General features: G+C 70.5%; 24 protein-coding genes. 16 read left to right on the forward strand and 8 right to left on the reverse strand.

Annotated elements, in window-relative coordinates:
* Positions 1–19: 19 nt before the first annotated feature.
* Positions 20–943 carry a hypothetical protein gene (locus GON04_RS19195; RefSeq protein WP_157399618.1) on the reverse strand — a complete coding sequence of 308 codons (924 nt, stop codon included), beginning with the start codon at positions 941–943 and terminating at the stop codon, positions 20–22.
* A 691-nt stretch (positions 944–1,634) separates the two neighbouring features.
* Between GON04_RS19195 and GON04_RS19200 the strand changes: the two genes are divergently transcribed.
* Entirely contained in the window at positions 1,635–2,552 is a 918-nt protein-coding gene (locus GON04_RS19200; RefSeq protein WP_157399619.1) for a WD40/YVTN/BNR-like repeat-containing protein, read from the forward strand.
* Between the two features lie 81 nt (positions 2,553–2,633).
* Here the strand turns inward: GON04_RS19200 and GON04_RS19205 are convergent, their stop codons facing one another.
* Positions 2,634–4,073 carry an NAD-dependent succinate-semialdehyde dehydrogenase gene (locus GON04_RS19205; RefSeq protein WP_157399620.1) on the reverse strand — a complete coding sequence of 480 codons (1,440 nt, stop codon included), beginning with the start codon at positions 4,071–4,073 and terminating at the stop codon, positions 2,634–2,636.
* A 127-nt stretch (positions 4,074–4,200) separates the two neighbouring features.
* Here GON04_RS19205 and GON04_RS19210 point away from each other — a divergent pair, with 127 nt between their 5' ends.
* Positions 4,201–5,229, forward strand: a complete 1,029-nt coding sequence (locus tag GON04_RS19210) for an NUDIX domain-containing protein (RefSeq protein ID WP_157399621.1) — start codon at positions 4,201–4,203, stop codon at positions 5,227–5,229.
* 424 nt (positions 5,230–5,653) lie between these two features.
* On the opposite strand, the gene GON04_RS19215 is transcribed toward GON04_RS19210, so the two are convergent.
* Together GON04_RS19215 and GON04_RS19220 are read right to left on the reverse strand one after the other, a co-directional pair.
* On the reverse strand, positions 5,654–6,874 hold the full coding sequence (locus GON04_RS19215; RefSeq protein WP_157399622.1) for an MFS transporter: 1,221 nt from the start codon (positions 6,872–6,874) through the stop codon (positions 5,654–5,656).
* A complete protein-coding gene (locus tag GON04_RS19220; RefSeq protein WP_157399623.1) occupies positions 6,867–7,325 on the reverse strand; it encodes a MarR family winged helix-turn-helix transcriptional regulator in 459 nt (152 codons plus the stop codon). The genes GON04_RS19215 and GON04_RS19220 overlap by 8 nt, the downstream gene beginning before the upstream one ends.
* 57 nt (positions 7,326–7,382) lie before the next feature.
* Between GON04_RS19220 and GON04_RS19225 the strand changes: the two genes are divergently transcribed.
* Together GON04_RS19225 and GON04_RS19230 are read left to right on the forward strand one after the other, a co-directional pair.
* On the forward strand, positions 7,383–7,928 hold the full coding sequence (locus GON04_RS19225) for a PaaI family thioesterase (protein ID WP_157400776.1): 546 nt from the start codon (positions 7,383–7,385) through the stop codon (positions 7,926–7,928).
* A gap of 97 nt (positions 7,929–8,025) precedes the next feature.
* The gene (locus tag GON04_RS19230) at positions 8,026–8,235 is read left to right on the forward strand and encodes a hypothetical protein (RefSeq protein ID WP_157399624.1); all 210 of its coding nucleotides are present in this window, start codon (positions 8,026–8,028) and stop codon (positions 8,233–8,235) included.
* 37 nt (positions 8,236–8,272) lie between these two features.
* Here GON04_RS19230 and GON04_RS19235 read toward each other — a convergent pair whose 3' ends face one another.
* Together GON04_RS19235 and GON04_RS19240 are read right to left on the reverse strand one after the other, a co-directional pair.
* Positions 8,273–8,545, reverse strand: a complete 273-nt coding sequence (locus tag GON04_RS19235) for a KTSC domain-containing protein (RefSeq protein WP_157399625.1) — start codon at positions 8,543–8,545, stop codon at positions 8,273–8,275.
* Positions 8,546–8,565: 20 nt separating this feature from the next.
* Positions 8,566–9,198 carry a TetR/AcrR family transcriptional regulator gene (locus GON04_RS19240; protein ID WP_181653665.1) on the reverse strand — a complete coding sequence of 211 codons (633 nt, stop codon included), beginning with the start codon at positions 9,196–9,198 and terminating at the stop codon, positions 8,566–8,568.
* A 71-nt stretch (positions 9,199–9,269) separates the two neighbouring features.
* Between GON04_RS19240 and GON04_RS19245 the strand changes: the two genes are divergently transcribed.
* The 9 genes from GON04_RS19245 (at position 9,270) to GON04_RS19285 (ending at position 19,307) form a co-directional block, all read left to right on the forward strand.
* Positions 9,270–10,544: an MFS transporter gene (locus GON04_RS19245; RefSeq protein WP_157399626.1), complete on the forward strand. Its 1,275-nt coding sequence runs from the start codon at positions 9,270–9,272 to the stop codon at positions 10,542–10,544.
* Positions 10,545–10,568: 24 nt separating this feature from the next.
* Positions 10,569–11,309 carry a sulfite exporter TauE/SafE family protein gene (locus tag GON04_RS19250; RefSeq protein WP_157399627.1) on the forward strand — a complete coding sequence of 247 codons (741 nt, stop codon included), beginning with the start codon at positions 10,569–10,571 and terminating at the stop codon, positions 11,307–11,309.
* A 26-nt stretch (positions 11,310–11,335) separates the two neighbouring features.
* On the forward strand, positions 11,336–11,728 hold the full coding sequence (gene gloA / locus GON04_RS19255; protein WP_157399628.1) for a lactoylglutathione lyase: 393 nt from the start codon (positions 11,336–11,338) through the stop codon (positions 11,726–11,728).
* 135 nt (positions 11,729–11,863) lie between these two features.
* Complete coding sequence (locus GON04_RS19260) at positions 11,864–12,955, forward strand: NAD/NADP octopine/nopaline dehydrogenase family protein (RefSeq protein WP_338051013.1); 1,092 nt, start codon at positions 11,864–11,866, stop codon at positions 12,953–12,955.
* A gap of 172 nt (positions 12,956–13,127) precedes the next feature.
* Positions 13,128–14,012, forward strand: coding sequence for a Bug family tripartite tricarboxylate transporter substrate binding protein (locus GON04_RS19265; RefSeq protein WP_338051014.1), 885 nt, complete (start codon positions 13,128–13,130; stop codon positions 14,010–14,012).
* Between the two features lie 155 nt (positions 14,013–14,167).
* The gene (locus tag GON04_RS19270) at positions 14,168–15,094 is read left to right on the forward strand and encodes a M23 family metallopeptidase (protein ID WP_198349347.1); all 927 of its coding nucleotides are present in this window, start codon (positions 14,168–14,170) and stop codon (positions 15,092–15,094) included.
* A gap of 79 nt (positions 15,095–15,173) precedes the next feature.
* Complete coding sequence (locus GON04_RS19275) at positions 15,174–16,679, forward strand: DUF4118 domain-containing protein (protein WP_157399631.1); 1,506 nt, start codon at positions 15,174–15,176, stop codon at positions 16,677–16,679.
* Positions 16,676–17,362 (forward strand): response regulator, encoded by a 687-nt coding sequence (locus GON04_RS19280; protein WP_157399632.1) that lies wholly within the window; start codon positions 16,676–16,678, stop codon positions 17,360–17,362. The genes GON04_RS19275 and GON04_RS19280 overlap by 4 nt, the downstream gene beginning before the upstream one ends.
* Positions 17,363–17,429: 67 nt before the next feature.
* Positions 17,430–19,307: a potassium transporter Kup gene (locus tag GON04_RS19285; RefSeq protein WP_157399633.1), complete on the forward strand. Its 1,878-nt coding sequence runs from the start codon at positions 17,430–17,432 to the stop codon at positions 19,305–19,307.
* 64 nt (positions 19,308–19,371) lie between these two features.
* On the opposite strand, the gene GON04_RS19290 is transcribed toward GON04_RS19285, so the two are convergent.
* Positions 19,372–20,337 (reverse strand): hypothetical protein, encoded by a 966-nt coding sequence (locus tag GON04_RS19290; protein WP_157399634.1) that lies wholly within the window; start codon positions 20,335–20,337, stop codon positions 19,372–19,374.
* 415 nt (positions 20,338–20,752) lie between these two features.
* Here GON04_RS19290 and GON04_RS19295 point away from each other — a divergent pair, with 415 nt between their 5' ends.
* Both GON04_RS19295 and GON04_RS19300 read left to right on the forward strand, forming a co-directional pair.
* Entirely contained in the window at positions 20,753–22,135 is a 1,383-nt protein-coding gene (locus GON04_RS19295) for an FAD-binding oxidoreductase (protein WP_157399635.1), read from the forward strand.
* A 152-nt stretch (positions 22,136–22,287) separates the two neighbouring features.
* Positions 22,288–23,175 carry a shikimate dehydrogenase family protein gene (locus GON04_RS19300; RefSeq protein ID WP_157399636.1) on the forward strand — a complete coding sequence of 296 codons (888 nt, stop codon included), beginning with the start codon at positions 22,288–22,290 and terminating at the stop codon, positions 23,173–23,175.
* On the opposite strand, the gene GON04_RS19305 is transcribed toward GON04_RS19300, so the two are convergent.
* Entirely contained in the window at positions 23,144–24,046 is a 903-nt protein-coding gene (locus GON04_RS19305) for a LysR substrate-binding domain-containing protein (RefSeq protein WP_157399637.1), read from the reverse strand. The two genes, GON04_RS19300 and GON04_RS19305, sit on opposite strands and share 32 nt — an antisense overlap.
* A 113-nt stretch (positions 24,047–24,159) precedes the next feature.
* On the opposite strand from GON04_RS19305, the gene GON04_RS19310 reads away from it, so the two are divergent.
* Entirely contained in the window at positions 24,160–25,146 is a 987-nt protein-coding gene (locus tag GON04_RS19310; protein ID WP_157399638.1) for a Bug family tripartite tricarboxylate transporter substrate binding protein, read from the forward strand.

Here is a 25,146-nt window from a genome sequence, read left to right on the forward strand (position 1 = left end):
CGCGCCACGAGACCAGCACTCAACCCGGCGGCGTGAACGCGCCCTCCTGTGCCGGTGCCAGCGGCGCACCCTGCGCGTCGTACTCGCGCGTGAAGGCGGTGGTGCCGCCCGGCGTCGTGCGCCGCCAGGCGACGGTGAAGCCACCGTCGGTGCGCGGCGTGACGCTGAACACCGGCGTCGCGTAGGTGTCGAACACGAAGGACTCGGCGACGGTCGGGGTGCCGTCGCTGGCCATGCGGCGCAGGAAGACCGAGGGCACGCGGAACCCCGGGAGGTTGGGGAAGCTCGTGTCGACCGACCACAGCACGACGTAGCCACCGCCGGCCAGCGCGGTGGGAATGCTGGTGGTGTAGCTGTAGCTCGGAGAAGTGCTCACCCGCACCGGCGCCCCGCGGGGCTGGCCGGCCGCATCGAAGTGCCGGGCCTGCACGTAGAGCAGCGGCAGGTCGTAGCCGTAGCCGGTGGCGAACGAGCCGTCCTGTTCCATCCAGGTCACTGCGAAGCCGCCATCCGCCAGCGCCACCACGCGCACCAGGCCGACCGCCGCACCGGTCGCGTTGGCGGCCGCCGGCGCACCCTGCGCCGCCCCCGCCGCGTCGTAGCGTTGCACGAGGATGCTGGTCCCGGGCGCGAATTCATCGACCGCCGCGGCCGTCACCCAGCCGCCGCCGGCCAGTCGCACGGCTCCAGCGGGCACCTGGACATCGGTGGCGGTGCCGGACCCGGCGACCGGCGCGGGCGATCCACCAGCGGCGGTCGATGCCGGCGGCGTGGTGCTGGCACCGGCGGATACCGGGGACGCGCCCCCCGCACCGGCGGCCTGCGACAACGGAGCGCTGGCGCTGCCTGCCGTCGTCCCGCCACCTCCGCCACCACCACATCCCGCCGCCAGCAGTGCCGGAATCAGCAGCGCGCCCGCCCTCCGCACGATTGCTCTTGCCATGGACTACTCCCTTGCGCGGCAACGTCGCCGTCGATCCATTCTTGGGATGTGCTGTCGCGTGCAGGTTGGTCAAAGTTGCCGCACTCGTGCACAAACGTGACGAGCGCGACCGCGTGCAGCGAGGCCTCCAGAGGGAAACGGAACCGCTCCCGATGCGGTCGATGCGAGGTCAATGGTCCGCAAGGGCCATGCGTGTGCGTCTCGTGCACGCGACACGGAGGTAGCCGCGTCTTCGTCCTACGCCACGATGCGCTGAGTCAGCACTTGGCAGCGGGCCGTCGCCGCCGACGATCCACGCCGACGCGATCGGTCGTCGAATGTCGGGAGGTTTTGCATGGTCGTTGGAGTACGAGGAGGAGCGCGCCACATCCCGCTGGCGCTGGCGGTGTTGTGGTTGTCCGCCTGTGGTGGAGGCGGGAGCGACACGCCGGCCGCCGCGCCGACGCCGCCATCAGGACTGGGCACGGTGGCGCAGGCCCCCTCGACGCCGGCCGACTCGCCCGCGCCGGCGCCATCTCCTTCCCCGGCGCCATCGCCCGCACCGGGACCGGCGCCCGCTCCAGCACCAGGACCTGCGCCCGCACCGGCGCCCTCACCAGCCCCCGCTCCGGCGCCCGCGCCGGGCTGGACGCAGACCTCCCTGCCCGCGACGCCGTGGCACTGGGTCGCCACCAATGCGGGCGGCACGGTGATGGCCGCCGGTGCAATCCCCGGGCCGATCGGCGTCTCCGTCGACGGGGGCAGCACCTGGTCGATCAGCGGCGCGCCCAGCGGCAACTGGATCTCGATCGACATGTCGCTCACCGGCAGCCGCATGGTCGCGGTGCAGTACCTGGGCGGCATGTACCGGTCGACGGACAGCGGGGCCACCTGGTCGCCGGTCTCCGGCGGCGCACTGGCCACCACGAACCGCGAGTACGAGTCCATCACGACGTCGACCGATGGCCTCCGCATCGCCGCCGCCATCATGAACGGCGAGATCCAGGTCTCGTCCGACGGCGGCGCCACCTGGACGGCCGCGCGAGCGGCGGGCACCCCGGCCGGCGGCGCCGCGCTGGTCGACCAGTTCCGCGCCATCGACAGTTCGGCCGACGGCCTGGTCGTGGCGGCGGCGACGCAGAACGGGCGCCTGTACGTGTCGACCGACGGCGGCGCGACGTTCACGCTGCGCAGCGTGGCGGTGGCCGGCTCGCCGGTCGCCGACGGCTGGTACCGCGTCGCGGTCTCGCAGGACGGCAACACCATCGCGCTGGCCGGCAACTTCGTCTACACGACCACCAGCACCGGCATCTACGTCTCGCGTGACCGCGGCGCCACCTGGACGCGCGGCAGCACAGGTGGCCGCACGCACAGCTCGATCAGCCTGTCGGCCAACGGCGACGTGATCGGGGTCACGGTCTCGGACGACGGGGCCGGCGGGCCCGGCCAGGTGCTGGTGTCCACCAACGGCGGCCTCTCGTTCGCGCCGGCCACGACGCCGGCGGGCGAGACCAACTGGCGCGCCATCGCCATCAGCGGCACCGCCAACCGCGCGGTGCTGGCATCGGGCACCTTCGCCACGCGCAACGGCAACGTCTACGTGTCGGGCAGCGGGCTGGTCGGGCCCTGATCGCGTCGGCCAATCGGCACCCTGAAAAAAAGCCCCGCCGGCGCAAGCCGGCGGGGCCTTTTCACGGACCGGCCGCAGGGGTCAGACGTTCGCGATCGCGACCGCGCGTGCGTTGAGGTAGGCGTCGACGGCCTCGGGGCCGCCTTCCGAGCCGTAGCCCGAGTCCTTGACGCCGCCGAAGGGCATCTCGGCCGAGGGCAGCGCGGGCATGTTCATCCACAGCATGCCGACTTCGACACGGCGCGCCAGCTGGTCGGCGTTCTTCAGCGACTTGGTGAAGGCATAGCCGGCCAGGCCGAACGACAGCCGGTTGGCCTCGGCGATGGCCTCGTCCAGCGTGTTGAACGCGCGGATGGCGGCCATGGGACCGAACGGCTCGTCGTTGAACACTTTGGCCTGCAGCGGCACCTCGTCCAGGATGGTCGGCTGCCAGAAGTTGCCGGCATCGCCGATGCGTTCGCCGCCCACCAGCACCTTGGCGCCCTTCTCGACCGCGTCCTTGGTGATCTCGGCCATCGCGGTGAGGCGGCGCGGGTTGGCCAGCGGGCCCATCTGCGTGCCCTCGGCCAGGCCGTCACCGACCTTCAGGCCCTGTGCGTACTTGGCCATCGCCGTGGCGAAGTCCTTGCGGATGCTCTCGTGCACCAGGAAGCGGGTGGGCGAGATGCAGACCTGGCCGGCATTGCGGAACTTGGCCGCGCCGGCCGACTTGACGGCCAGGGCAATGTCGGCGTCCTCGCAAACGATGACCGGGGCGTGGCCGCCCAGCTCCATCGTCACGCGCTTCATGTGCTGGCCGGCCATGGCGGCCAGCTGCTTGCCCACCGGCGTGGAGCCGGTGAAGGTGATCTTGCGGATCACCGGATGCGGAATCAGGTAGCTGGAGATCTCGGCCGGGTTGCCGTAGACCAGGCCCAGCACGCCGGGGGGCAGGCCGGCGTCCTGGAAGGCGCGGATCAGTTCGGCGGGGCCGGCCGGGGTCTCTTCCGGGGCCTTCACCAGCATGGAGCAGCCGGCCGCCAGTGCGGCGCCGACCTTGCGCACCACCTGGTTGATCGGGAAGTTCCAGGGCGTGAACGCGGCGACCGGGCCCACCGGGTCCTTGATCACCATCTGGCGCACATTCAGGTTGAAGCGCGAGGGCACGATGCGGCCGTAGACGCGGAAGCCCTCTTCGGCGAACCATTCGATGATGTCGGCGGCGGCCATGGCCTCGCCCTTGGCTTCCACCAGCGGCTTGCCCTGCTCCTGCGTGAGCAGCTTGCCGATCGCTTCGGCGCGCTCGCGCATCAAGCCGGCGGCCTTGCGCATGATCTTGCTGCGCTCGGCGGCGGTCATGTCGCGCCAGGTCTCGAAGCCCTTCTGCGCGGCCTCGAGTGCCTTGTCCAGGTCGGCCTTGCCGGCGTGGGCGACACGGCCGATTTCCTTGCCGGTCGCCGGGTTGAACACGGCCAGGGTCCGGCCATCGGCGGCATCCAGCCACTGGCCATTGATGAAGAGCTGCGTGTTGGGGTAGGTCATGCGCTGCCTTGTTCGCTGTCGGAGGAAAACCGGCATTGTGGCGGATTCGGAAAGGCGGGCCTGCTGCGCGGCCATGGCCGGGGCGGTGGGGGCCACGCTGAGCGAAGGTGGCCGCAGAATCGGCACGATGACCCCGGTCGTCCACGCGGTCTGCGCCGCCCGTTTCCTGCTGCCCTCGGCCGGCCACCTGGCCCTAATGCGCGCGGCGCTGGCGTGCGCCCCGCGCTGCACGGTGGCCGTGCGGCGCGCCTTCCTGGCGCCCTCGCCGGCCAACCCCCATCCCTGGGAGCAGCGCGTGCGCTGGCTGCAGGCCGCGCTCACGGCCGACGAGCGCGCCCGCGTGGCCATCGTCCCGCTGCGCGAGCACTGGGACGACGAACGCCTGGTGCGCCAGCTGCAGGCCGCCGTCGCCGCGACGGCCGGCGACCGCGTGGCTTGGATCACCGATGCGCCGCCGGTGGACGCGCAGGACCTGCCGGCGGGCTGGTCGTTTTCCGCGGCGCCGGCGGGCGACCCCGACGCCGCGCTGGTGCCCTGGCTGCATGCGCTGTACGAGGCGGACGATCCGGCGCCGCTGCTCGCGACGCCGCCGTCCGCCCTGCCCCCGGCCGCGGTCGACGACCTGCGCACGTGGATCGCACAGCCGGCCTTCGCGACCGTGCGCGACGACTGGCGCCAGATCGCGCACGAACGCCGCCAATGGTCGGTGGCGCCCTACCCGGTGGTGCTGGCCACCGTCGACGCGGTGGTGCAGGCCGGCGGCCACGTGCTGCTGATCCGCCGCGGCCGCTCGCCCGGCAAGGGCCTGTGGGCCCTGCCCGGCGGCTTCCTGGAGACGACCGAGGACATGCTGCACGCCGCCCTGCGCGAGCTGGTGGAGGAGACCGGCCTGCCGGTGCCGCCGCGCACCATGCGCCAGGCCCTGCGCGGCCGGCGCGTCTTCGACCATCCGGAGCGCAGCCAGCGCGGCCGCATCATCACCCAGAGTTTCCATTTCGACCTGGGCGAGATCGCGCCCCCGCCGGTGCACGGCGCCGACGACGCGGCGGCGGCGCAGTGGCTGCCGATCGAGGCGCTGCACGCGCTCGAGACGCAGCTGCACGACGACCACTTCCACATGCTCGACGTGTTCCTGGGGCTGACCCGCGATCCGTGATCCCCGTCGTTGCGGGCCCGACCCGCAATCCATCTCCGGAACACGGATCGGGAGCGGCCTGGACCTGGGGATGGATGCCGGGTCGAGGCCGGCATGACAAGCATCAGGAATCGATGCGGCGCGGTTCCCCGACCCGTTCCCCCGTCATTGCGGACCCGACCCGCAATCCATCTCCGGAACGCGGCTCGGGAGCAGCCTGGACCTGGAGATGGATGCCGGGTCGAGCCCGGCATGACGAAATCAGGGATCGCTGCGGCGCGGTCCTCCGGCCCGGCCCCTCCCCCGTCATTGCGGGCTCGACCCGCAATCCATCTCCGGAACACGGATCGGGTGCGGCCTGGACCTGGAGATGGGATGCCGGGTCGAGCCCGGCATGACGAACATCAGGGATCGCTGCGGCGCGGTTCCCCGGCCCCCGCCCCCGTCAGGCCGTCGCCATCTTCGGCGCCAGCGGCGCCTCGGGGATGGGCAGGTGCACCAGCGCCGCGCCGGCGGCCAGCACGATGTCGATGTACCAGACCCAGTCGTAGCTGCCGGTGGCCTGGAACACCGTGCCGCCCAGCCAGGCGCCCAGGAAGCCGCCGATCTGGTGGGTGAGCATCACCACGCCGAACAGCGTGGCCATGTTGGCGGGGCCGAAGAACTTGGCGACCAGGCCCGCCGTCGGCGGCACGGTCGACAGGAACGTCAGGCCCATGACCGCGGCGAACACCAGCACCACGGGGCCGGTCTTGGGCGCCAGCAGGAAGGCCAGGATGGCCAGGCCGCGGGCGGCGTACAGCAGCGACAGCAGCGACTTCATGCGCCAGCGGCTGACCGCCCAGCCCATCGCGATGCTGCCGACGATGTTGAACAGGCCCAGCACCGCCAGCGCCCAGCCGGCCCATTGCGTGGCCAGGCCGCAGGCCGCCACCACGCCGGGCAGGTGGGTGGCCAGGAAGGCGACGTGGAAACCGCAGACGAAGAAGCCAACGGCCAGCAGCAGGTAGCCGCTGTGGCCGAGCGCGGTGCGGACCGCTTCGCGGGTGCCCACCGCCTTGGCGGCGCCCGGCGCGGCCTGCTGCGAGTTGCCTTTCAGCACCCAGGCAGCCGGCAGGCACAGCAGCACCAGCAGGGCCATGACCTGCAGCGCCTGCATCCAGCCGATGCCCACGATGAGGGTGGCGGCCAGCGGCGCCATCAGGAACTGGCCGGTGGAGCCGCCCGCGTTGACGATGCCGGTGGCCAGCCCGCGCTTGCTGGCCGGCACCAGCCGGGCCGCCGCGCCCATCAGCACCGCAGGACCGGCCATGCCGGCACCGCCGGCCGACAGCACGCCGATGGCGACGATCAGCCCCAGCGTGCTGGTCATGTAGGGGGTGATGAAGGTGCCCAGCGCCACCAGCACGGCGCCAGCGACCAGCACGCGGCCGGTGCCGATCTTGTCGGCGACCGCACCGGCGAACGGCTGCGTGATGCCCCACCAGAGCTGGCCGAAGGCGAACGCCAGGCTGATGCTGGCCAGCCCGAGGCCGGTGGCCGTGTTGAGCGGCGACAGGAACAGTCCCATCGTCTGGCGCGCCCCCATGGTGAGGGCGAAGGTGCCCGCGGCGGCGAGCAGCACCAGCCACAGGGCTGCGCGGCGGGGAGAGGTGGAATCAACCATCGGTGTCCTCTTCGGTTTGGACGGGCGCGAGGCGCTCGGTGCAGTCGTCGATCAGGGCATGCAGGGCGACCACGCGCTCCGGGCCCAGCAGGGTGTTGAGGCCTTCCTGGGCCACGCGCCAGCGCCGCTGCGCCTCCTGGCGCTTGTCGCGGCCGGCCGCCGTGGCCTGCACCAGCCGGCTGCGGCCGTCGGGACCGGGCAGCAGCTCGATCCAGCCGGCGGTCACCAGCGGCCGCAGGTTGCGGCTGAGGGTGGAGGCGTCCATCTTCATCTCGCGTGCCAGGTCGACCGGGCGGATGGGGCCGAGCTTGCAGACGTACGAGAGCAGGGAGTACTGGGTGTTCTTCAGGCCGGTCTTGCCGACCTCGGCGTCGTAGTGCTGCGCCACGCGGCGCAGCAACTGGCGCAGCTTCATGTTGGTGCAGCCCTGCGGCTTGACAGCGATGTCCATGGGCGATTATTGTACCTGCATCGAATGCATATGCAACCTTTCAGCGAGAACGTCCCCATGACCCACCACGATCCCCTCGAAGCCTGGCTCGCCCAGGAACGTGAACAGGCCGCCCGGTTCGACACCGGCGCCGGCGTCGGCCTGTCCCGGCCCGATCAGGTGGCCGGCAAGAGCGGCCTGCAGCTCATGCAGGCCATGCTCGCCGGCGACCTGCCGGCGCCGCCCATCACCCGCAGCATGGATTTCCTGCTGCTGGAAGCCGAGGACGGGCGGGCGGTGTTCCAGGGCACGCCGGGGCCGGCCTTCCTCAACCCCATGGGCGGCATCCACGGCGGCTGGTACGCCACCTTGCTCGATTCCGCCATGGGCTGCGCGGTGCACACCAGGATGCCGGCCGGCCGGGGCTACACCACCGCCGAGCTCAGCGTGAACATCGTGCGCGCCATCGGGCCCAAGGTGCAGCGCGTGCGCGCCGAAGGCAAGGTCCTGCACGCCGGCCGCCAGCTCGCCACGGCCGAAGGGCGGTTGTACGGGCCGGACGGCACGCTGTACGCGCACGCCACCACCACCTGCCTGGTGTTCGAGGCGCCGGCCGCCAGGTGAGCGGTCGGAAGATGACCCGGAGTGCCGCCGCTGACCTACACCACGGCCGGTCGCGTTCCCACAGGTGAGCCAGGCGCCCCGGACGCACCATGGCGCCATGAACTCCACGCACACCCAGCACCGGCCGGCCACGGACGAGGCCGTGTCGCCGTTCCACTGGCGCCGCTTCACCGAACGGCCTGCCGAGGCGCAACGCCCGCCGACCCGGCGCCAGCTCACCGCCCGGGCCCAGCGGGTCGCCACGGCGCGCGAACAGGCCGAGCGCATCCTGGCGCACCGCTGGAGCGGTGCCTACAGCAAGGCTTGATTCACACGGGGAGCGCGACGGCCGCGAACGGCCGCGCTCAATCGGGGTCGCCGAACAGGTCCTTCAGCGTCTTGCCGCCGCCACCGTCGCCCCGCCCCGTCATCGGAGTGGCCTTCGGGTACTCCTCGGCGATGCGGTCCTCCCAGTAGGTCGCCGGGTTGGGAGCGCTGCACAGGCGGCGGTAGACCTCCTGCGGCACCTGTTTGTAGGCCTTGATGGACTGGTCGTCCCAGTGCAGGTCGAGCTGGCCCGACGCGGGATCCCACACGGCCTTGCGGATGCGGCCGCCGGTGAAGGTCTTGGTCTGCATGGCGTGACTCCGGTTGGCACTCAGGCGGCGCGCCGGGCGGGCGCAACGGCCGCGTCCAGCAGCAGCGCCGCCGTCTGGCGGGCGGTGGCCACCACGGCCGGATCGCCGTCGAGCTGGCCCGCCACCAGCGAGCCGTCGTAGAGCAACCCCAGCTGCTGCGCGAGCAGGCGCGGCTGGCGCGCTCCCGCTTCCTTGCACAGGCGCAGCAGCAGCTCGCGCACCCAGGCGCGGTAAGCCGCCACCACCTCCTGCGCGCCGCGGCCGCCCGGCAGTTCGGCACTGGCCATGACGAAGGCGCAGCCGCGGAAGCCCGGCCGCGCCAGCGTCTCGGCCATGGCATCGAAGATGGCGAGCAACTGATCGCGCGGCGTCTTGTGGCGGGCGATGCGCTCCTCGATCCGGACGCGGCGCGACTGCTGGCGCCCCTCGAGGTAGGCACGCACCAGCTCGTCCTTGCTGCCGAACGTCGAGTACAGCGACGCCTTGGCGACGCCGGCGTGCTCGAGCACGCGGTCGATGCCCACGTTGTTGATGCCCTCCCGGTAGAAGAGCTCGTCGGCGGACGCGAGCAGCCGCTCGCGCACGGACAGGCGCGCGGGCGCGGGAGCCGCCGTTGCGGCGGACGTCCCGGCGGGGGTTCGGGAATTGGCCATGGCGTTTGACATTAACAGACAGGTCTGTATAGTGCAACAGACAGACCTGTCTGTTCTTAGGAGAATCCCCGATGACCTGCCCTGCCGCCACCGTCGACGCCCTCCCGGCTTCGGTGAGCCGTCCGCGCTTCACCCTCTCGCGTCCTGCCAGCTTCCTGCTGCTCGGGTCCATCACCCTGTCGTTCCTGGCCGGCGCCAGCGCGCCGACACCGCTGTACCCGGTGTACCAGCGGCTGTGGGGGTTCTCCGCCATCGAGGTCGCCGCCGTCTTCGCGAGCTACGCGGTGGTGCTGCTGGCCACCCTGCTCGTGACCGGCCGGCTGAGCGACCACATCGGCCGCCGGCCCGTGGTGATCGCGGCGGCGCTGCTGCAGCTGGTGGCCATGGGCGTGTTCGCCGCCGCCGACAGCGTCGCGGCCCTTTACGCCGGCCGCATCCTGCAGGGCATCGCCACCGGCGCCGCGGTCGCGGCCCTGGGTGCCGGCATGCTCGACTTCGACCCCACGCGCGGCACCATGGCCAACGCGGTGGCGCCTGCACTGGGCACGGCCACCGGCGCGCTGCTTTCCGGCCTGATGGTGCGCTACCTGCCCCAGCCCACCCACCTGGTCTACGCCCTGCTCGCTGCGGTCTACCTGCTGCAGGCCGTGGGCGTCTGGCTGATGCCCGAGCCCGTGCGGCGCCGCCCCGGCGCGCTGGCCTCGCTGCGGCCCCGCCTGGCCGCGCCCCAGGCCACCCGTGGCGCCCTGCGCGCCGCGGTGCCGATCCTGGTGGCGGGCTGGTCGGTCGCCGGCTTCTATGCCTCGCTGGTCCCGGCGCTGGTGCGCAAGACCTTCGGCCTCGACGCCTCGCTGGCCGGCGGCGTCGCCCTGTTCATGCTGGCAGGCAGCGCTGCCGTCGCGGTGGTGCTGCTGCGCAAGGCGAGCGAGCAGCGCCTGATGACCATCGGCGCGGCCGCCCTGCTGGCCGGCATGGCCGGCGTGCTGGCTGCGCTCGAAGTGGAATCGATGGCCGCCTTCTTCGCCGCCACCGTGCTGACCGGCATCGGCTTCGGCAGTGGCTTCCAGGGCGGCGTACGCGCCGTGCTCGCGCCCGCGAGCGCTGCCGAGCGCGCCGGCGTGCTGGCCGTGGTGTTCGTCGTGTCCTACCTGTCGATGGGACTGCCGGCGGTCGCCGCCGGCTTCGTGGCCGCGCGCAGCGGCAACCTGCTGGGCACCGCCATCGGTTTCGCCGCCGTGGTCATCGCCCTGGCCCTGCTCGCCACGGTGCGGGCGACCGGGGCGATCTCGGCGCTCCGGGCCCGCAAGGTGCCAAGCCTGAGGACCCGGCGCGAGCGGACGGCCTGACGCGCCGTCGCATACTCCACGCCCATGGATCTGCTGCTGCCCGGCGTCGCCGCCGCCTTCCTCCTGGCCGGAACCGTCAAGGGCATCTCGGGCATGGGCTTGCCCACGGTGGCCATCGCCCTGCTGGGCGTGGTGATGCCGCCCGCCGCCGCGGCCGCACTGCTCGTCGTGCCGTCGCTGGCCACCAACGTGATGCAGTGCCTGGGCCCCTACCTGCGCCGCACGGTGGCGACGCTGTGGCCGATGTGGCTGGGCATCGTGCTGGGCGCGCTGTTCACGCCCTTCCCCAAGCTCGCCAGCGGCGCTGCGAGCGCGCGCATCGGCCTCGGCGTGGTGCTCCTGGTCTACAGCGCCTACGGCCTGGCCCGGCCCGCCATGCGGCTGCGGCTGAGCGCCGGATGGATGCTGGCGGTCGCGTTCCTGGTCGGCTGCGTGACGGGCGTGATGGCAGCGGCCACCGGCGTGTTCTTCTTCCCCATGGTCGTGTTCCTGCAGTCGCTGGAGATGGACAAGGACGAGCTGGTGCAGGCCCTGGGCATCTCCTTCACCGTCAGCACCGTGGCGCTGGCGGCCTCGCTCGGGTTCCGCACCTCGTGGCAGGCGGCCTGGAGCGCCCCCGGCCTGCTGGCCATCGTGTTCGCCTTCGCCGGCATGGCGGTGGGCACGCGGCTGCGGCGCCGCACCCCGGCGGCAGCCTTCCGCAAGGTGCTGTTCATCGTGTTCGCCATCCTGGGCGCGGTGATGATCGGCCAGGAACTCGCCTGACGGCCCGTGCGCCGGATAATCCGGCGATGCGCCTCCTCCACACCATGCTCCGCGTCGGCGACCTGCAGCGGTCGATCGACTTCTACACCCGCGTGCTCGGCATGAAGCTGCTGCGCACCACCGAACGGCCCGAGCAGAAGTACTCGCTGGCCTTCGTCGGCTACGGCACCAATCCCGACCACGCCGAGATCGAGCTCACCTACAACCACGGCGTCTCGAACTACGAGCTGGGCACGGCCTACGGCCACATCGCGCTCGGTGTCGAGGACGTCTACGCCGCCTGCGACAAGATCCGCGCGGCCGGCGGCGCCGTCACGCGCGAGCCCGGCCCGGTCAAGGGCGGCAACACCGTCATCGCCTTCGTCACCGACCCGGACGGGTACAAGATCGAATTGATCCAAAGAGAGTCGGCGACCTAGCGACCCGGCCACGGGCACCCCCGCAGCAGGTTCGATGGGCTGGACACCAGATCCGGCCGCGCTCGTCAAGACCGGAAGGCCCCACTTGCCCGCGCGAAGCCTGTTCACTATCGTGACCAACGTTCGAATCTCGGGGTGTTCCAGTCCATGAAGGTCAGTATTCTCGGCGCCGGTGCAGTGGCCTTTGGCTCTGCCGCTTTCCTGGAGCAAGCCGGTCACAGCCCCATGCTCTGGTCGCCCTCCGGTCGTGGCACTCGACCGTTTGCATCCGGCGCACCACTGGTGGCCAAGGGCGCCATCGAGCTCGAGTTCACGCCCCGCGTGGCGAAGGACTGCGCCGAAGCCGTCCAGGAGGCGGACGCCCTGTTGATCTGCCTTCCCGGCTTCTGTCACAAGGCCACGATGGATGCCATGGCGCCTCACGTTCGTGAGAACCAGCCGGTCATCATCAGCTCGCACAGTTCCTTCGGCGCGCTGTATCTGTCACGGCTCCTGGCGGCTCGTGGCATCCGCGCACCGATCATCGTCTGGGGCACGACGCTCACCACCGGGACGAAGAGCGACGAAACGCACGTCAATGTCATTTCGGTGCGCAAGAAGATCGACGTCGCAGCCGTGCCCCAGAGCGCATCGGACCGGGCGGTCGAACTGTGCACCCATCTCTTTGGTGATCGCTTCGTGCAACGGGACGGACTCCTGGCCATCGCCCTGAGCAACCTGAACCCGCAGAATCACCTGGCGATCGCGTTGTTGAACCTGACGCGAATGGAGCGGGGAGAAACCTGGGGCCAGGCAGAGAACGTGACGCCGGCGGTCGGAAGGCTGATCGAGGCCCTGGACCTGGAGCGCCTGGCCATCGCCACCGCGCTCGGCATCCACGTCAGGACGGTCAAGGAACATTTCTCGCTGTCCTTCCATGTGACCCCCGCCAGTGTTTCCGACATGAACCAGGAGATGCATCGCAGCGGCAGGGGAGGCCACGGTCCCAGGACCGCCGACTCGCGCTACGTGCTCGAGGATGTCCCGTTCGGGCTGGTCCCGACGGCCCGACTCGGGCGCCTGGTCGGTGTCCCCGCCCCGCTCCACGAAGCGGGGATCGCCCTGTTCTCCGCGGCCTATGGACGCGACTTCACGCAGGCGAACGACCTCTTGCCCGCCCTGGGCCTGGAATCGCTGACCCTCGATCAGTTGAAGGCGTTGGCACGCGACGGTGCCGCCGTCGACTGATCGCGCCTGTCGTCGCCAGGATTGGCCAGCTTCCCGACAAGTTCCCACCCCGCCACCGACTTCACCCAAAGGACACATGATGGACCGTCGATCACTCCTGGGCCTCGCCAGCGCCTTCGCCCTGTCACCTGGACTGGCGCGGGCACAGGCCGGTCCCTGGCCAAGCGGTCCCGTGCAGATCGTCGTTCCCTTCGGCGCTGGCGGGGGCACCACGGACCCGCTCGCTCGGATCGTTGCCGAGGAACTGGGCAAGCAGATGGGGGCCAGCTTCGTGGTGACCAACAAGCCCGGAGCCAATGGCAATCTCGGCGCGGTCTTCGTCAAGCGCTCCGCACCGGACGGGCAGACCCTGCTCTTCACCGGTGCCGGCACGCTGGCCACCAATCCCGCCATGTACAAGGACCCGGGCTTCAACACGAAGGCGGATTTCGAGCCGGTGGCCGTCGTCGGCAGCGTCGCCAACATCCTTGTGGTCAATCCGTCGATCCCGGCCACCACGGTGAAGGAGTTCGTGGAGTACCTGAAGAAGTCGCCCGACAAGGTGTCGTTCGGATCCACCGGCAACGGAAGCTCGATGCACACGGCAGGCGAGCTGTTCCGCCAAAGGACGTCCACGTCCATGGTCCATGTCCCTTACAACGCCGCGGGCCCCGCCACCACGGACTTGCTCAGCGGCAACATCCAGGCGATGTTCCAGCTGGTCCCGGGCATTTCCGGTTTCGTCAAGGAGAAGAAGGTGACCGCGCTGGCCGTCATGTCGCCGCGGCGGCAGCCGACGTTGCCCGATGTCCCGACGATGACGGAAGCAGGGTTCCCGGGCCTGGAGTCCTACACCTGGCTGTGCCTGATGGCACCCAAGCGAACGCCCAGTGCGGTGATCGAGCGCCTGAATGACGGCGTGAACAAGCTGCTGGCCCAACCGGCGTTCCGCGAGCGCCTGGTTGCCATGGGTGTGGAGCCGATGGGGGGCACGCCGGCCGAGTTCTCTGCATTCCTCGACTCGGAAATCAAGAAATGGGGCGACGTCGTGAGGACCGCCAACATCACGGTGAATTGACCGCCGGCCGGGACGCCGCCGCGCAGCCGGGTGCAGCTTCGACGATGCCCCGCCCATCGACCGCCACCGATTCGCATGGGCCTCTGCTCCGACGGCCCGTCTGTGCCGCGTTGTTCCTGTTGGCGCCCTGCCTCGCATCGGCCCAAGCCCCACCGTTGAGCCTGTCGCTGCCCATCGCCTGCCAGGTCGGTGTCGATTGCGAGATCCAGAACCATGTGGACCACGATCCCGGCCCCGGCTCCGCCGACTACCAGTGCGGCACCAGGACCTACCAGGCCCACACCGGCATCGACTTCCGCCTGCTGAACCTCGCGCAGCAGCGCCGGGGCGTGGCCGTGCTGGCGGCGGCGGACGGCCGCGTCGCGCGCGCCCGCGACGGGGTGGCCGACGTGTCGGTCCGCACGACCGGGACGGCGGTGGTCGAGGGGCGCGAGTGCGGCAACGGCGTGGCCATTCGCCATGCCGGCGGCTTCGAGACGCGCTACTGCCACCTGGCCAAGGGCAGTGTGGCCGTGCGGCCAGGCGATTCCATCCGGACCGGCGACGTGATCGGGCGGGTGGGACTGTCCGGCCGCACGGAGTACCCGCACCTGCACTTCTCGGTGCACCGCGGCGAGACGCTGGTCGACCCGTTCGCCTTCGGGGCGGCCGCACGCGCCTGCGGGGCCGGCCAGAGCCTGTGGCGCCCGGAACTGCGCGAGCCGCTCGCCTACAAGCCCCGCGTGGTGCTGAACACCGGCTGGGCCGGCGGGCCCCTGAGCATGGCCGCCGTCGAGGAAGGTCCTGACGTCCCGGACGACAGCGCGGCAGCCCTGGTCGCCTACGCACGGGGGATCGGCCTGAAGACCGGCGACGTGCAGACCCTCACCCTGACGGGTCCGGACGGCACGGTGATCGCCTCCAACACCATGGTCCCGCTGGCGCGCGACGAGGCGCAGAGCATGCTCTTCGCCGGCGTGCGCCGTCCGCCACAGGGCTGGCCCAGGGGCCGCTACGTCGGCCAGTACCAGGTTCGCCAGGGCGACCAGACGGTCCTGAGCCGCAGCTTCGAGCTCACCCTGCGCGGCGCCCGGTCGCCCTGATCGACGCCCCGCGCAGCGCCGGGCCCCCAGCACGGCACTGACACCTTCCTGATGCCTGCGGTGCTAGTCTGGAGCGCCGATGAGAAACCTCACCCTCTTTGACAGGCCGCCGACCCCGGCGTCGCCCCTGCGGGATGCCGCGCTGGTCGCGCTGCTGCTGGCGGCGGCCACGGGCCTGGGCCTGTTGCTCGACCGGTATGCCTCGCTGACCAGCCTGGCCCTCCTCTACGTGCTCGCCGTGGCGTGCGCTGCCTACTCGGTGCGGCTTCCAGGGTCCATCGCCTGCGCGGTGGGCGCGGTCGCCCTGCTCAACTTCCTGTTCGTTCCCCCGCGTTTCACGTTCCATGTCGACGCGCAGGAGAACGTCGTCGCCCTGCTCACGCTGCTCACCGTGGCCATCGTGATCAGCCACCTGGTGACGGCGATGCGCCGCGAGGCCGACGTGGCACGCCTGCATGAGCGCCGCGCGTCGCAGCTGGAGCAACTGGCGACGGAACTGGCGGGTGCCAGCATTCCGGCCGAGATCCAGCTCCTGGGCAAGCGCTTCCTCAGCCGGGCCTTTCCCGGGCCCTGCCTGGTCGGCCTGGTCGGGCCCGACGGCGCCCTGGCCCTGCCGGCCGAGACGCCGGCCGGCATTCCCGAAGGCATGCTGGCCGCCATCCGCGACCGGCGTGTGCTGGGCGCCGGCACCGAGCGCTGGCCCGACCTCGATGCCTGGTTCCTTCCGCTCGGTTCCGACGACTACGTCGGCGGCGCCGCCTGCGTGCGCCATGCGCCGTCGCACGACGAAGGCAGCCTCCAGCATGCACAGGCGATCTGCGCCCTGGTCGGGCAGGCCCTGGGCCGCCTGAAGCTGCGTGGCTCCATCCGTGCCGCGGAGAAGGAGTCCGAATGGCACCGGGCACAGAACACCTTCCTGGCCGCTATCTCGCACGACTTCCGCACGCCGCTGGCGGCGATCGTCGCCGCTACGTCCTCGCTGCAGACGCAGGAGGACCGGCTCGCCCCGGCGGAGCGGCAGCGGTTGATGGGCATCGTCCTCGACGAAGCGGGCTACCTGTCGAACCTGACCGAGAACACGCTCCAGCTCGCCCGGCTTGAAAACGCCGGCGAGCTGCACCTGGACTGGCAGTCGATCGAGGAAGTGGTGGGCTCCGTGCTGGCACGCGTGCGGCAGCGCGACCCGCGCCGCCGCATCCAGTCCCGGGTGCCATCGGGCCTTCCCCTGATCAAGGCGGATCCCGTTCTGCTGGCCCAGCTGCTGGAGAACCTGCTCGACAACGCGCTGAAGTACAGCACGGCGGCCATCGAGCTGGTCGTGGACGCCGGCGGCGCCTTCATGGAAGTCTCGGTCCACGACCGCGGGAACGGCGTCGGGGCCATCGAGGATCAGGCGCTGTTGCGGCCCTACCGCCGCGGCGACCAGTCCGGCCCGCGGGGTGCCGGGCTCGGGCTGGCCGTGTGCCGCGCGATCGCCGACGCGCACGGAGGCCAGCTCGTGGCGCGCACGCGCGACGGTGGCGGCAGCAGCTTCGTGCTGCGCCTGCCGGTGGAGGCGGACCAGCCTGCCGCGCAAGCCGCATGAGCACGCGCATCCTCGTCGTCGAGGACGACCGAGAGATCCGCGGCCTGCTGCAGTCGTCGCTCGCACTGGAAGGCTTCGACGTGCAGACGGCGGTGTCGGTCAGCGAAGCGCGGGCGCTGCTGCGTCACGCCACGCCCGATGCGCTGCTGCTGGACCTGGGCCTGCCCGACGGCGACGGCGCGGACCTGGTGCGCGAGGTCCGCGCACGGCAGTCGACGCCCATCCTGGTGGTCTCGGCCCGGTACCACGAGTCGGAAAAGGTGCGGTTGCTGGATGCGGGCGCCGACGACTACCTGACCAAGCCGTTCGGCGTCCCTGAACTGCTGGCACGCATCCGGGTCGCCCTGCGGCACCGGGGAACGGCGCTCGAGCCCGCCCGCATCGTGCACGACCACGAAGACCTGCACGTCGACCTCGCGGCGCGCGAGGTGGCCGTGGGGGGGCGGGCCGTTCACCTGACCCCGACCGAATTCAACCTGCTGGCGCGGCTGGTGCGCAGCGCCGGCAAGGTCGTCACCCACCGGCAGCTGCTGGCCGATGTCTGGGGACCGGAGTTCACCGAGCACACGCACTACCTGCGCCTGTACATGGGCCAGCTGCGCGCCAAGCTCGAACAGGAGCCGGCCGAGCCCCGCCACCTGCTGACCGAGACCGGCGTCGGCTACCGGCTGGCCGCGGCCTGAGCCAGGTCCATATGCTTTCCTGACGCGGCTGCCGCCACAGTGCCCTCACCATGAAGGGAGGGATGCCATGACGACGACTGCCGGACGGGAGAGCCGGGCCGCACTGACACTGGGTGCCTTGGGGGTCGTGTACGGCGACATCGGGACGAGCCCGCTGTACACGATGAAGGAGGTGTTCAGGCCCGAGCACCGCTTGCCGCTGGATGCCCCGCACCTGATCGGCGCCGTGTCCGTGATCCTCTGGGGGCTGATGTTCATCGTGACCCTCAAGTACGTGATCCTCATCCTGCGCGCCGACAACCGGGGCGAAGGCGGGATCATGGCCCTGACGGCGCTCGCCGCGGCGGCCGCGGGTTCGACGGCCAGGCGGCGGCTCGCCCTGCTGCTGGTAGGGGTGGTCGGCGCCGCGCTGTTCTACGGGGACAGCATCATCACGCCGGCCATCTCGGTCCTGAGCGCGGTCGAAGGGCTGGAGGTCGCCACCCCGGCGTTCAAGCCCTACGTGCTGCCGATCTCGCTCGGGGTCCTGGTCGGCCTGTTCGCGGTGCAGCGCTTCGGCACCGGCCTCGTCGGCCGCCTGTTCGGTCCGCTGATCGCGCTGTGGTTCCTGGCACTGGGCGCCGCAGGCCTGGTCCAGATCCGGCAGCAGCCGGCCATCCTCGCCGCCCTGAATCCCTGGCATGCGATCGGCTTCCTCCAGGAGCAAGGCTGGGCGGCCTTCACCATCCTGGGCGCCATCGTGCTGGCCTTCACGGGAGCCGAAGCCCTGTACGCCGACCTGGGGCACTTCGGACGGCGCCCGATCCAGATCGCGTGGGTCGGCCTGGTGCTTCCCGCACTGGCCCTGAACTACATGGGACAGGGCGCGCTGCTGCTGCGCAGCCCCGAAGCCCTCGAGAACCCGTTCTACCACCTGCTCTCCGCCGACCTCCTGCTTCCTGCCGTGGTGCTCGCGACCACGGCCACCGTGATCGCCTCGCAGGCCGTGATCACGGGTGCCTACTCGCTCACCCAGCAGGCGATCCAGCTCGGGCTGCCGCCGCGCATGCAGATGCTCTACACCTCGGCCAGGGAGCGGGGCCAGATCTACCTTCCCCTGGTCAACTGGCTGCTGCTGGGGGCGGTCGTCCTGGCCGTCGTGGCATTCGGCAGTTCCTCGGCACTCGCGTCCGCCTACGGCATCGCCGTGACCATCACGATGTTCACCACGACCCTGCTCACGTACTTCGTGGTGCGGCACGCGTGGCGCTATCCCCTGCCCATCGCGCTCGGCGCCACCGGCGTCTTCCTGGTGGCCGACCTCGTGCTCGTGGTCGCCTGCGCGCTCAAGTTCCTCGCGGGGGGCTGGTTCCCGCTGGTGCTGGGCCTGGTCCTGTTCACCGTCATGACCAGCTGGCGGCGAGGACGCGAGCTGCTGCGCGGCAGCATCGTGCACCGCGATCCGGAGCTGGCTTCGTTCCTGCAGGCGCTCCCCGCTGCGGACCTGCGGCGCGCGAAGAGGACGGCGATCTACCCGGTGGGCAGCCCGGAGACCGTGCCGCAAGCCCTGCTGCACAACCTCAAGCACAACCAGGTGCTGCACGACCACAACGTGATCCTCACGGTCGTCTTCGGCGACGAGCCCTGGGTCCCCGAAGCCGATCGGGTCTCGGTGCACGCCATCGGGCCCGGCTTCTGGCGCGTGCAGGTCACGTACGGCTTCAAGGACAAGCCGGACATTCCGCGTGCCTTGCTGCTGTGCGCGGCGGCCGACCTGCACATCAACCTGTTCGAGACCAGCTACTTCCTCAGCCGCGAAACAGTCATCCCCACCAGGCGTCCCGGCATGGCGCTCTGGCGTGAACGCCTGTTCGCCTTCATGGCAAGGAACGCCACCAGCATCGCGGACTTCCTGCGGCTGCCGAGCAATTGCGTGATCGAGCTCGGGACGCGCGTGCGGATCTGACCGGGGGGCTCACCCGGGTTGACTGCGTGAAAGCCACCCGGGGCGGATCGCCCCCGGGTGATGCTCACGCCGCGATGGCCATCTCCGTCAATCGCTGCGGCATGGCGTAGGTCAGCGGGGCCAGTGCGTTCTGGATCTTCGTGGCCTGCGCGCCGTCCAGCGTTGCCAGCAGCACCTTGCGAAAGCGCGGCTCCATCACGCCGGACACGATGTATTGCCAGCGGTAGGCCTTCAGGACCAGGTCCTGGATCTGCGCCAGCTGCTCCGGCGTGAAGCCGGTCGACGTGCAGCGCGTGAAATAGCGCGCGTCCGCCGCAGCCTGCACCTGCAGGATCCCGTCGACCGCGCCGACCAGGCCGATCAGGTCATCGACGGCGGCGGAGCGCTGCTGCGAATCCAGCTTGCGGTCCTCGGCGACGAACTCCAGCTCGTCGAGGATGGCGTGCTGCGATTCCTCCCGCCAGTGGAACAGGAAGACGTCCTTCCACAGCGGGCAGATGTCGTTCCGCGGGCCGATGCTGGCCCGGTAATGGGCCTGCACGAACAGCTCGATGTCGAGCGTGAGCGCCATGACGGCCCAGGTGCTCTTGCCGAGCACCGCCCGGGCGACGTCGTTCGGGTTCGCCGTCTGCTCATAGCCGGCCGGCATGTCCTGGCCCATCTGGGCCTCGAGGCGCCGGAACATCTCCTGGTGCTTGATCTCCTCGTCGCCCATGCGCACCAGCGCTTCCAGCGCGACCTGGTCGCCGAACCAGTGCTCGCGGCTGATGTCCAGCACCTTGGCGCTGATGAACCGCTCGACCAGTCCGAAGATGTAGGCGTAGGTCCGTCCCTGCACCTGGCTCAGCAGGCGCCTGTCGTCCTCCGGCAGGAAGGGCAGCTCGTCGACCAGCGACAGGCCGGAGGGCAGGAACGGCCGCGTGTAGTCGAACCGGCGGCCGCGAATGACATCGCGCTCGATGTCCCATCGCACGCGCTTGGAGGCTTCGATGACGCGTGCATAGCGTTCGGTGGTGGAGGAGGTGTCCATGGCGGCTGTCCTTTCAGTGGTTGGCGCGCGAAGTCTGGTGGGGCCCCGTATCCGCGCCGTGTCGCCCGCGTACCGCCATGTACACGCCATGTACTGTCCTGCACGTCCATCGCCAGGGTGAAGGGCCGGTTGCGCTGGCGGTGCGCTGGCGCCGCCCGGCCCTACCGGCCGAGTCGCTTCTGCTCCCTCCCCCGTTTCATGTTCCACCGAGCCGAGACCTGCAAGAAAGCGTAGCAATACACGGCCGATACGCCGCGAGGCCGTTCTGACACGGCGCGAATACATCCATCCGGCAGATTCGTCCCCGACGCGCACGCTCGCCGGGTAGCAACCTGTAGCCGGCCGTCGCTTCCTGACGCGCCTGAGCGCGTCGGCCGGTCCATCTTGAACACGCCATCGATCAAAGGAGAACACCATGCCAGACCAGATCGTCTCCGCTCTGCAGCAGAACTTGCGCGGCCGCGTCATCGGCCGGGAGGACCCCGACTACGACGCGGTCCGGGCGCTCTACAACGGCATGATCGACAAGAAACCGCGCGCCATCGCCCGCTGCGTCGATGCGGCGGACGTCATCGCGGCGGTCAACCAGGGCCGGGAACACGGCCTGCTGATGGCCATCCGTGGCGGCGGGCACAACGGCCCGGGCCTCGGCAGCTGCGACGACGGCCTGATGATCGACCTGTCCTTGATGAAGGCCGTCCGGGTGGATCCCCGGGCGAAAACGGTGCGGGTGGATCCGGGGTGCACGTCGGGTGACGTCGACCACGCCACGCATGCGTTCGGGCTCGCCGTGCCATTCGGCATCGTCTCGACCACCGGCGTGGCCGGCCTGACGCTCGGCGGCGGCACCGGGTACCTCACGCGCAAGCACGGCCTCACGATCGACAACCTGCTCGAAGTGGACATGGTGCTGGCCGACGGCAGCTTCGTGACGGCCAGCGAGCACGAGCATCCCGATCTGTTCTGGGCGGTGCGCGGCGGCGGCGGCAACTTCGGGGTCGTGACGAGTTTCCTGTTCAAGGCGCATCCGGTCCGCATGGTGTATGCCGGGCCGATCTTCTGGGAGGCCACCCATGCCAAGGCGGTGATGGCCGCCTATCGCGACTTCCTCCCCACGGCACCGGAAGACCTGGGCGTGTTCGTGGGGCTGAAGACGGTGCCGCCGATGGACCCGTTCCCGAAGGACTACTGGGGGCGGCGCGCCTGCGCCATCATCGGCAGCTACAACGGCAGTGCGGCTGAAGGCGAGAAGCTCATGGCCCAGCTGCTCGGGAAGCTGCCCGCGCCGATCTTCAACTGGATGGGCGAGATGCCGTTCCCGGCGATCAATTCGCTGTTCGATCCGTTCTTCCCGAAGGGCTTGCAGTGGTACTGGAAGGGCGACTTCGTCAAGAACCTGTCGGGTTCGGCCATCGATACGCACATCGCGCAGGCCGCCGCTGCGCCAAGCGACCTGTGCCTGATGCACCTGTACCCGATCGACGGCGCCGCCCAGCGCGTCGCGAAGGACGCAACGGCATGGAACACGCGTGACGCGACCTGGTCGATGGTGATCGCGGGGATCGATCCGGACCCGCACAAGGCGGAGGCGCTCAAGGCCTGGGGACGCGCCTACTGGAAGGCGGTCCACCCCTTCAACATGGAGGGCGCCTACGTCAATTTCATGATGGACGACGAAGCGGACGGCCGCGTGCAGGCGACCTACGGCGACAACTACGCCCGTCTCGCCGCCATCAAGGCGCGGTACGACCCGAAGAACGTCTTCCGCGTCAACCAGAACATCAGGCCGGCAACCTGACGCTGCCCATTCCACATCGGCCACTGGCCAGGACAAGCGCCTGCCGTTCCCGGCAGGCGCTTCGCACCAACCCTCCGCCGCATAACCTGGCGTTATCCCCCTGCAACCGTTTGGTATTGGCGCCGCCATGCGCTCCCTTCTAGCATCGGCGCATGGATTCCGAGTTCTCCACGGCGTGGCGCCGACTGTCCGGCGAAAGCCTTCTGTTCCCCGTCATCGGCCATCCGGTCGCGCAGGTACGGGCGCCGCTCGTGTTCAACGATCTCTTCGCCCGCGCCGGCATCGCCGCTGTCTCGTTCGGCCTGGCGCTGCCGCCGGAACGCGTGGTGGAGACCTGCCGCGCCCTGCTCGCCTCGTCCAGCGTGGGCGGCTTGCTCGTCACCGTTCCCTACAAGAAGGTGCTGTGCGCCGCCGCGGATCGCCTCGGCGCGGACGCCCGCGTGGCCGGCTCGCTGAACGCCTTGCGGCGCGGCCCGGACGGGACCTTCGAAGGCGACCTCTTCGACGGCACGGGCTTCGTGCGCGGGCTGCACGCGGCCGGCCACCTCCCGGCGGGACGCAACATCCTGCTGCTGGGAGCGGGCGGTGCAGGCGCCGCCATCGCGGCCAAGCTCGGGGCCGCAGGCGCCGCGCTCGTCAAGGTGTTCGATCCGCAGGCAGGCAGCGCCGAGACGCTGGCGGCCAGGCTGCGCGAGCACTATCCTGGCACTGGATTTCGCGTGGAAGCGGCCCCGGACGCGCAGGGCTGCGACATCGTCATCAACGCGAGCCCGCTCGGCCTGCGGCCCGAAGATCCCTTGCCCCTGGATCCGGCGCGCCTGGCACCCGGCACCCTGGTGTGCGACATCATCATGAAGCCGGCCACCACGGCGCTGCTGCGCGCGGCGCAGGAACGCGGCCTGCCGGTGCATCGCGGCGGCGCCATGCTGGACCACCAGGTGCCGGCCTACCTGGAGTTCTTCGGCTTCGCCGACCTTGCGCGCCGCGTGGAAACCGGATCCGGACAGGTCACGCTGCGGCCGGCCGCCGCGGCGCCTTGAAGGCCGCCTTCACCTGCCCGACGAAGGCCTGCGCCAGCACCGAAGGAGGGAAGTTGGCGTTGTGGACGGCATAGGCCTGGTACACGGCTGACTTCTGCAGCGGCCGATAGGCCAGCTTGCCCCCGTACCAGGCACGCGCGGTGAGGTCGTCCACGATCGCCACCCCGGCACCGGCTGCGGCGAATGCGCATGCCGCCTGTCCGGCGCGCACCTCGATCTGGGTGTTCGGCTCCAGCCGGTGCTCGCGGCACCAGTCGGCGATCAGCCGCCCCTGGGGTGTATCGGGGCTGAAGGCGATCAGGGGTTGCATCAGCACGTCGCGGGCGCTGACGGTGCGCCGTGCCTCGAAGGCATGGCCTGCGGCGAACACGCACACCATGGCCCAGCTTCCCACGACCTCCGAGGTGAGCAAGGTGTGTTCGATGGGCAGCGTGGAGATCGCGATGTCCGCCTCGTGCCGCACCAGCCGCTCCACGATCTCGCGCACGAGCTGGGTCTCGAGGTAGATCTTCGCCGCCGGAAAGCGGCCGGCCAGCTGCGACAACACGCGCGGCACGGTCTCCAACGCCGTGCTGGGGCTTGCCAGCACGCGCAAGGTCGGCCCACCCCCCTCCTTCAGTTCGCGGGCGCGGTCGTCGATGCGCTGCACGCCCCGATACACCTGCTCCACCTCCGCGAAGAGGGCCTGCGCCTCCGGCGTGGGTCGCAGCTTCCCGCGGCTGCGTTCGAACAGTCGCAAGCCCAGCTGCAGCTCGATGTGCCCCAGCATGCGGCTGACGCCGGGCTGCGAGACGTGCAACAGGCGGGCCGCATCCGTGACGGAGCCGGCCAGCATCACGGCACGGAAGACTTCGATCTGGCGCAGATTCACGGCTGGTGGCGGGGTGCAATAACGCCATGTTATGGCATGGCCCCGTCTTGGTATTTGCCGCTGCGGTCCGCGCGGTCGATCATCGCGGCACGCTTTTCACACCGGAGACATCCATGCAGCTGCGCCCCATCCGACGCGCCCTCCTCGCCATCCTCGCCGCCGGCCTCACGGCGGCCCTCGTGCCCGCCGGTTTCGCAGCCGAGCCGTGGCCCAGCAAGCCGGTGCGGATCATCGTGCCGTTCGCACCCGGCGGCGGCGCCGACAGCTCGGCCCGCGTGCTGGCCGAACTGCTGGGCCAGCAGCTGGGCCAGTCCGTGATCGTGGAGAACAAGCCGGGAGCGGGCAGCGCGATCGGCGTCATGGCCGCCGCCCAGAGCAAGGACGGCCACACGCTGCTGATGGGCAGCAACAGCATGGTCATCAACCCGTCGCTGAACCCGGCCATCACCTACGACGTCGAACGCGACTTCGACGCGGTGGGCATGGTGTCCGGGCAGCCGCTGGTCCTCGTGGTCCCAGCGAGCTCGAGCCTGCGCTCCATCGACGACATCGTGAAGCAAGCCAAGGCCAAGCCCGGCGCACTGAGTGCCGGCAACAGCGGCAACGGCACACTGGCCCACATCGCGTCCGAGCTCTTCGCGACCCAGACCGGCGTGACGCTGACGCCCGTGGCCTACAAGGGCGAGAGCGCGCTGCTGCCCGACCTGATCGCAGGACGCGTGTCGCTCGGCTTCCTCAACCTGCCCAGCGTGGCGCCCCACCTCAAGTCCGGCGGCCTGCGCGCCCTGGCCGTCTCATCGCCGCAAACGGTGGCGCAGCTGCCCGGCGTGCCCACGCTGCGTTCGCTCAACTACCCCGCCCTGGAAGTGCAAGGCTGGGCGGCGATCCTGGCTCCCAAGGGCACCATCCCGCAGGAGGGTCTCGCCAGGTTCGAAGGCCTCCTGGCCAAGGCACTCGCGTCAGACACCGTGAAGCAGAAGTTCGAGGGGATGAGCCTGACGCCGATCGTCATGAACCGCCAGCAGACCACCGAGTTCCTGCACGCCGAGGCCACGCGCTATGCAGGCATCATCAAGGCGCGCGGCATCAAGGCCGACTGA

The organism is Ramlibacter pinisoli, assembly GCF_009758015.1.
GTDB classification, from domain to species: Bacteria; Pseudomonadota; Gammaproteobacteria; order Burkholderiales; family Burkholderiaceae_C; genus Ramlibacter; species Ramlibacter pinisoli.

What these genes read in the sequence shown, in the direction of transcription:
- GON04_RS19275 (WP_157399631.1), top strand. Translation starts at nt 15,174, where the DNA reads ATGAGAAACCTCACCCTCTTTGACAGGCCGCCGACCCCGGCGTCGCCC.
- GON04_RS19220 (WP_157399623.1), bottom strand. Translation starts at nt 7,325, where the DNA reads ATGGACATCGCTGTCAAGCCGCAGGGCTGCACCAACATGAAGCTGCGC.
- GON04_RS19250 (WP_157399627.1), top strand. Translation starts at nt 10,569, where the DNA reads ATGGATCTGCTGCTGCCCGGCGTCGCCGCCGCCTTCCTCCTGGCCGGA.
- GON04_RS19300 (WP_157399636.1), top strand. Translation starts at nt 22,288, where the DNA reads ATGGATTCCGAGTTCTCCACGGCGTGGCGCCGACTGTCCGGCGAAAGC.
- GON04_RS19280 (WP_157399632.1), top strand. Translation starts at nt 16,676, where the DNA reads ATGAGCACGCGCATCCTCGTCGTCGAGGACGACCGAGAGATCCGCGGC.
- GON04_RS19205 (WP_157399620.1), bottom strand. Translation starts at nt 4,073, where the DNA reads ATGACCTACCCCAACACGCAGCTCTTCATCAATGGCCAGTGGCTGGAT.
- GON04_RS19295 (WP_157399635.1), top strand. Translation starts at nt 20,753, where the DNA reads ATGCCAGACCAGATCGTCTCCGCTCTGCAGCAGAACTTGCGCGGCCGC.
- GON04_RS19200 (WP_157399619.1), top strand. Translation starts at nt 1,635, where the DNA reads ATGGCCGCCGGTGCAATCCCCGGGCCGATCGGCGTCTCCGTCGACGGG.
- gloA (WP_157399628.1), top strand. Translation starts at nt 11,336, where the DNA reads ATGCGCCTCCTCCACACCATGCTCCGCGTCGGCGACCTGCAGCGGTCG.
- GON04_RS19225 (WP_157400776.1), top strand. Translation starts at nt 7,383, where the DNA reads ATGACCCACCACGATCCCCTCGAAGCCTGGCTCGCCCAGGAACGTGAA.
- GON04_RS19230 (WP_157399624.1), top strand. Translation starts at nt 8,026, where the DNA reads ATGAACTCCACGCACACCCAGCACCGGCCGGCCACGGACGAGGCCGTG.
- GON04_RS19285 (WP_157399633.1), top strand. Translation starts at nt 17,430, where the DNA reads ATGACGACGACTGCCGGACGGGAGAGCCGGGCCGCACTGACACTGGGT.
- GON04_RS19210 (WP_157399621.1), top strand. Translation starts at nt 4,201, where the DNA reads ATGACCCCGGTCGTCCACGCGGTCTGCGCCGCCCGTTTCCTGCTGCCC.
- GON04_RS19245 (WP_157399626.1), top strand. Translation starts at nt 9,270, where the DNA reads ATGACCTGCCCTGCCGCCACCGTCGACGCCCTCCCGGCTTCGGTGAGC.
- GON04_RS19215 (WP_157399622.1), bottom strand. Translation starts at nt 6,874, where the DNA reads ATGGTTGATTCCACCTCTCCCCGCCGCGCAGCCCTGTGGCTGGTGCTG.
- GON04_RS19235 (WP_157399625.1), bottom strand. Translation starts at nt 8,545, where the DNA reads ATGCAGACCAAGACCTTCACCGGCGGCCGCATCCGCAAGGCCGTGTGG.
- GON04_RS19290 (WP_157399634.1), bottom strand. Translation starts at nt 20,337, where the DNA reads ATGGACACCTCCTCCACCACCGAACGCTATGCACGCGTCATCGAAGCC.
- GON04_RS19240 (WP_181653665.1), bottom strand. Translation starts at nt 9,198, where the DNA reads ATGGCCAATTCCCGAACCCCCGCCGGGACGTCCGCCGCAACGGCGGCT.
- GON04_RS19310 (WP_157399638.1), top strand. Translation starts at nt 24,160, where the DNA reads ATGCAGCTGCGCCCCATCCGACGCGCCCTCCTCGCCATCCTCGCCGCC.
- GON04_RS19195 (WP_157399618.1), bottom strand. Translation starts at nt 943, where the DNA reads ATGGCAAGAGCAATCGTGCGGAGGGCGGGCGCGCTGCTGATTCCGGCA.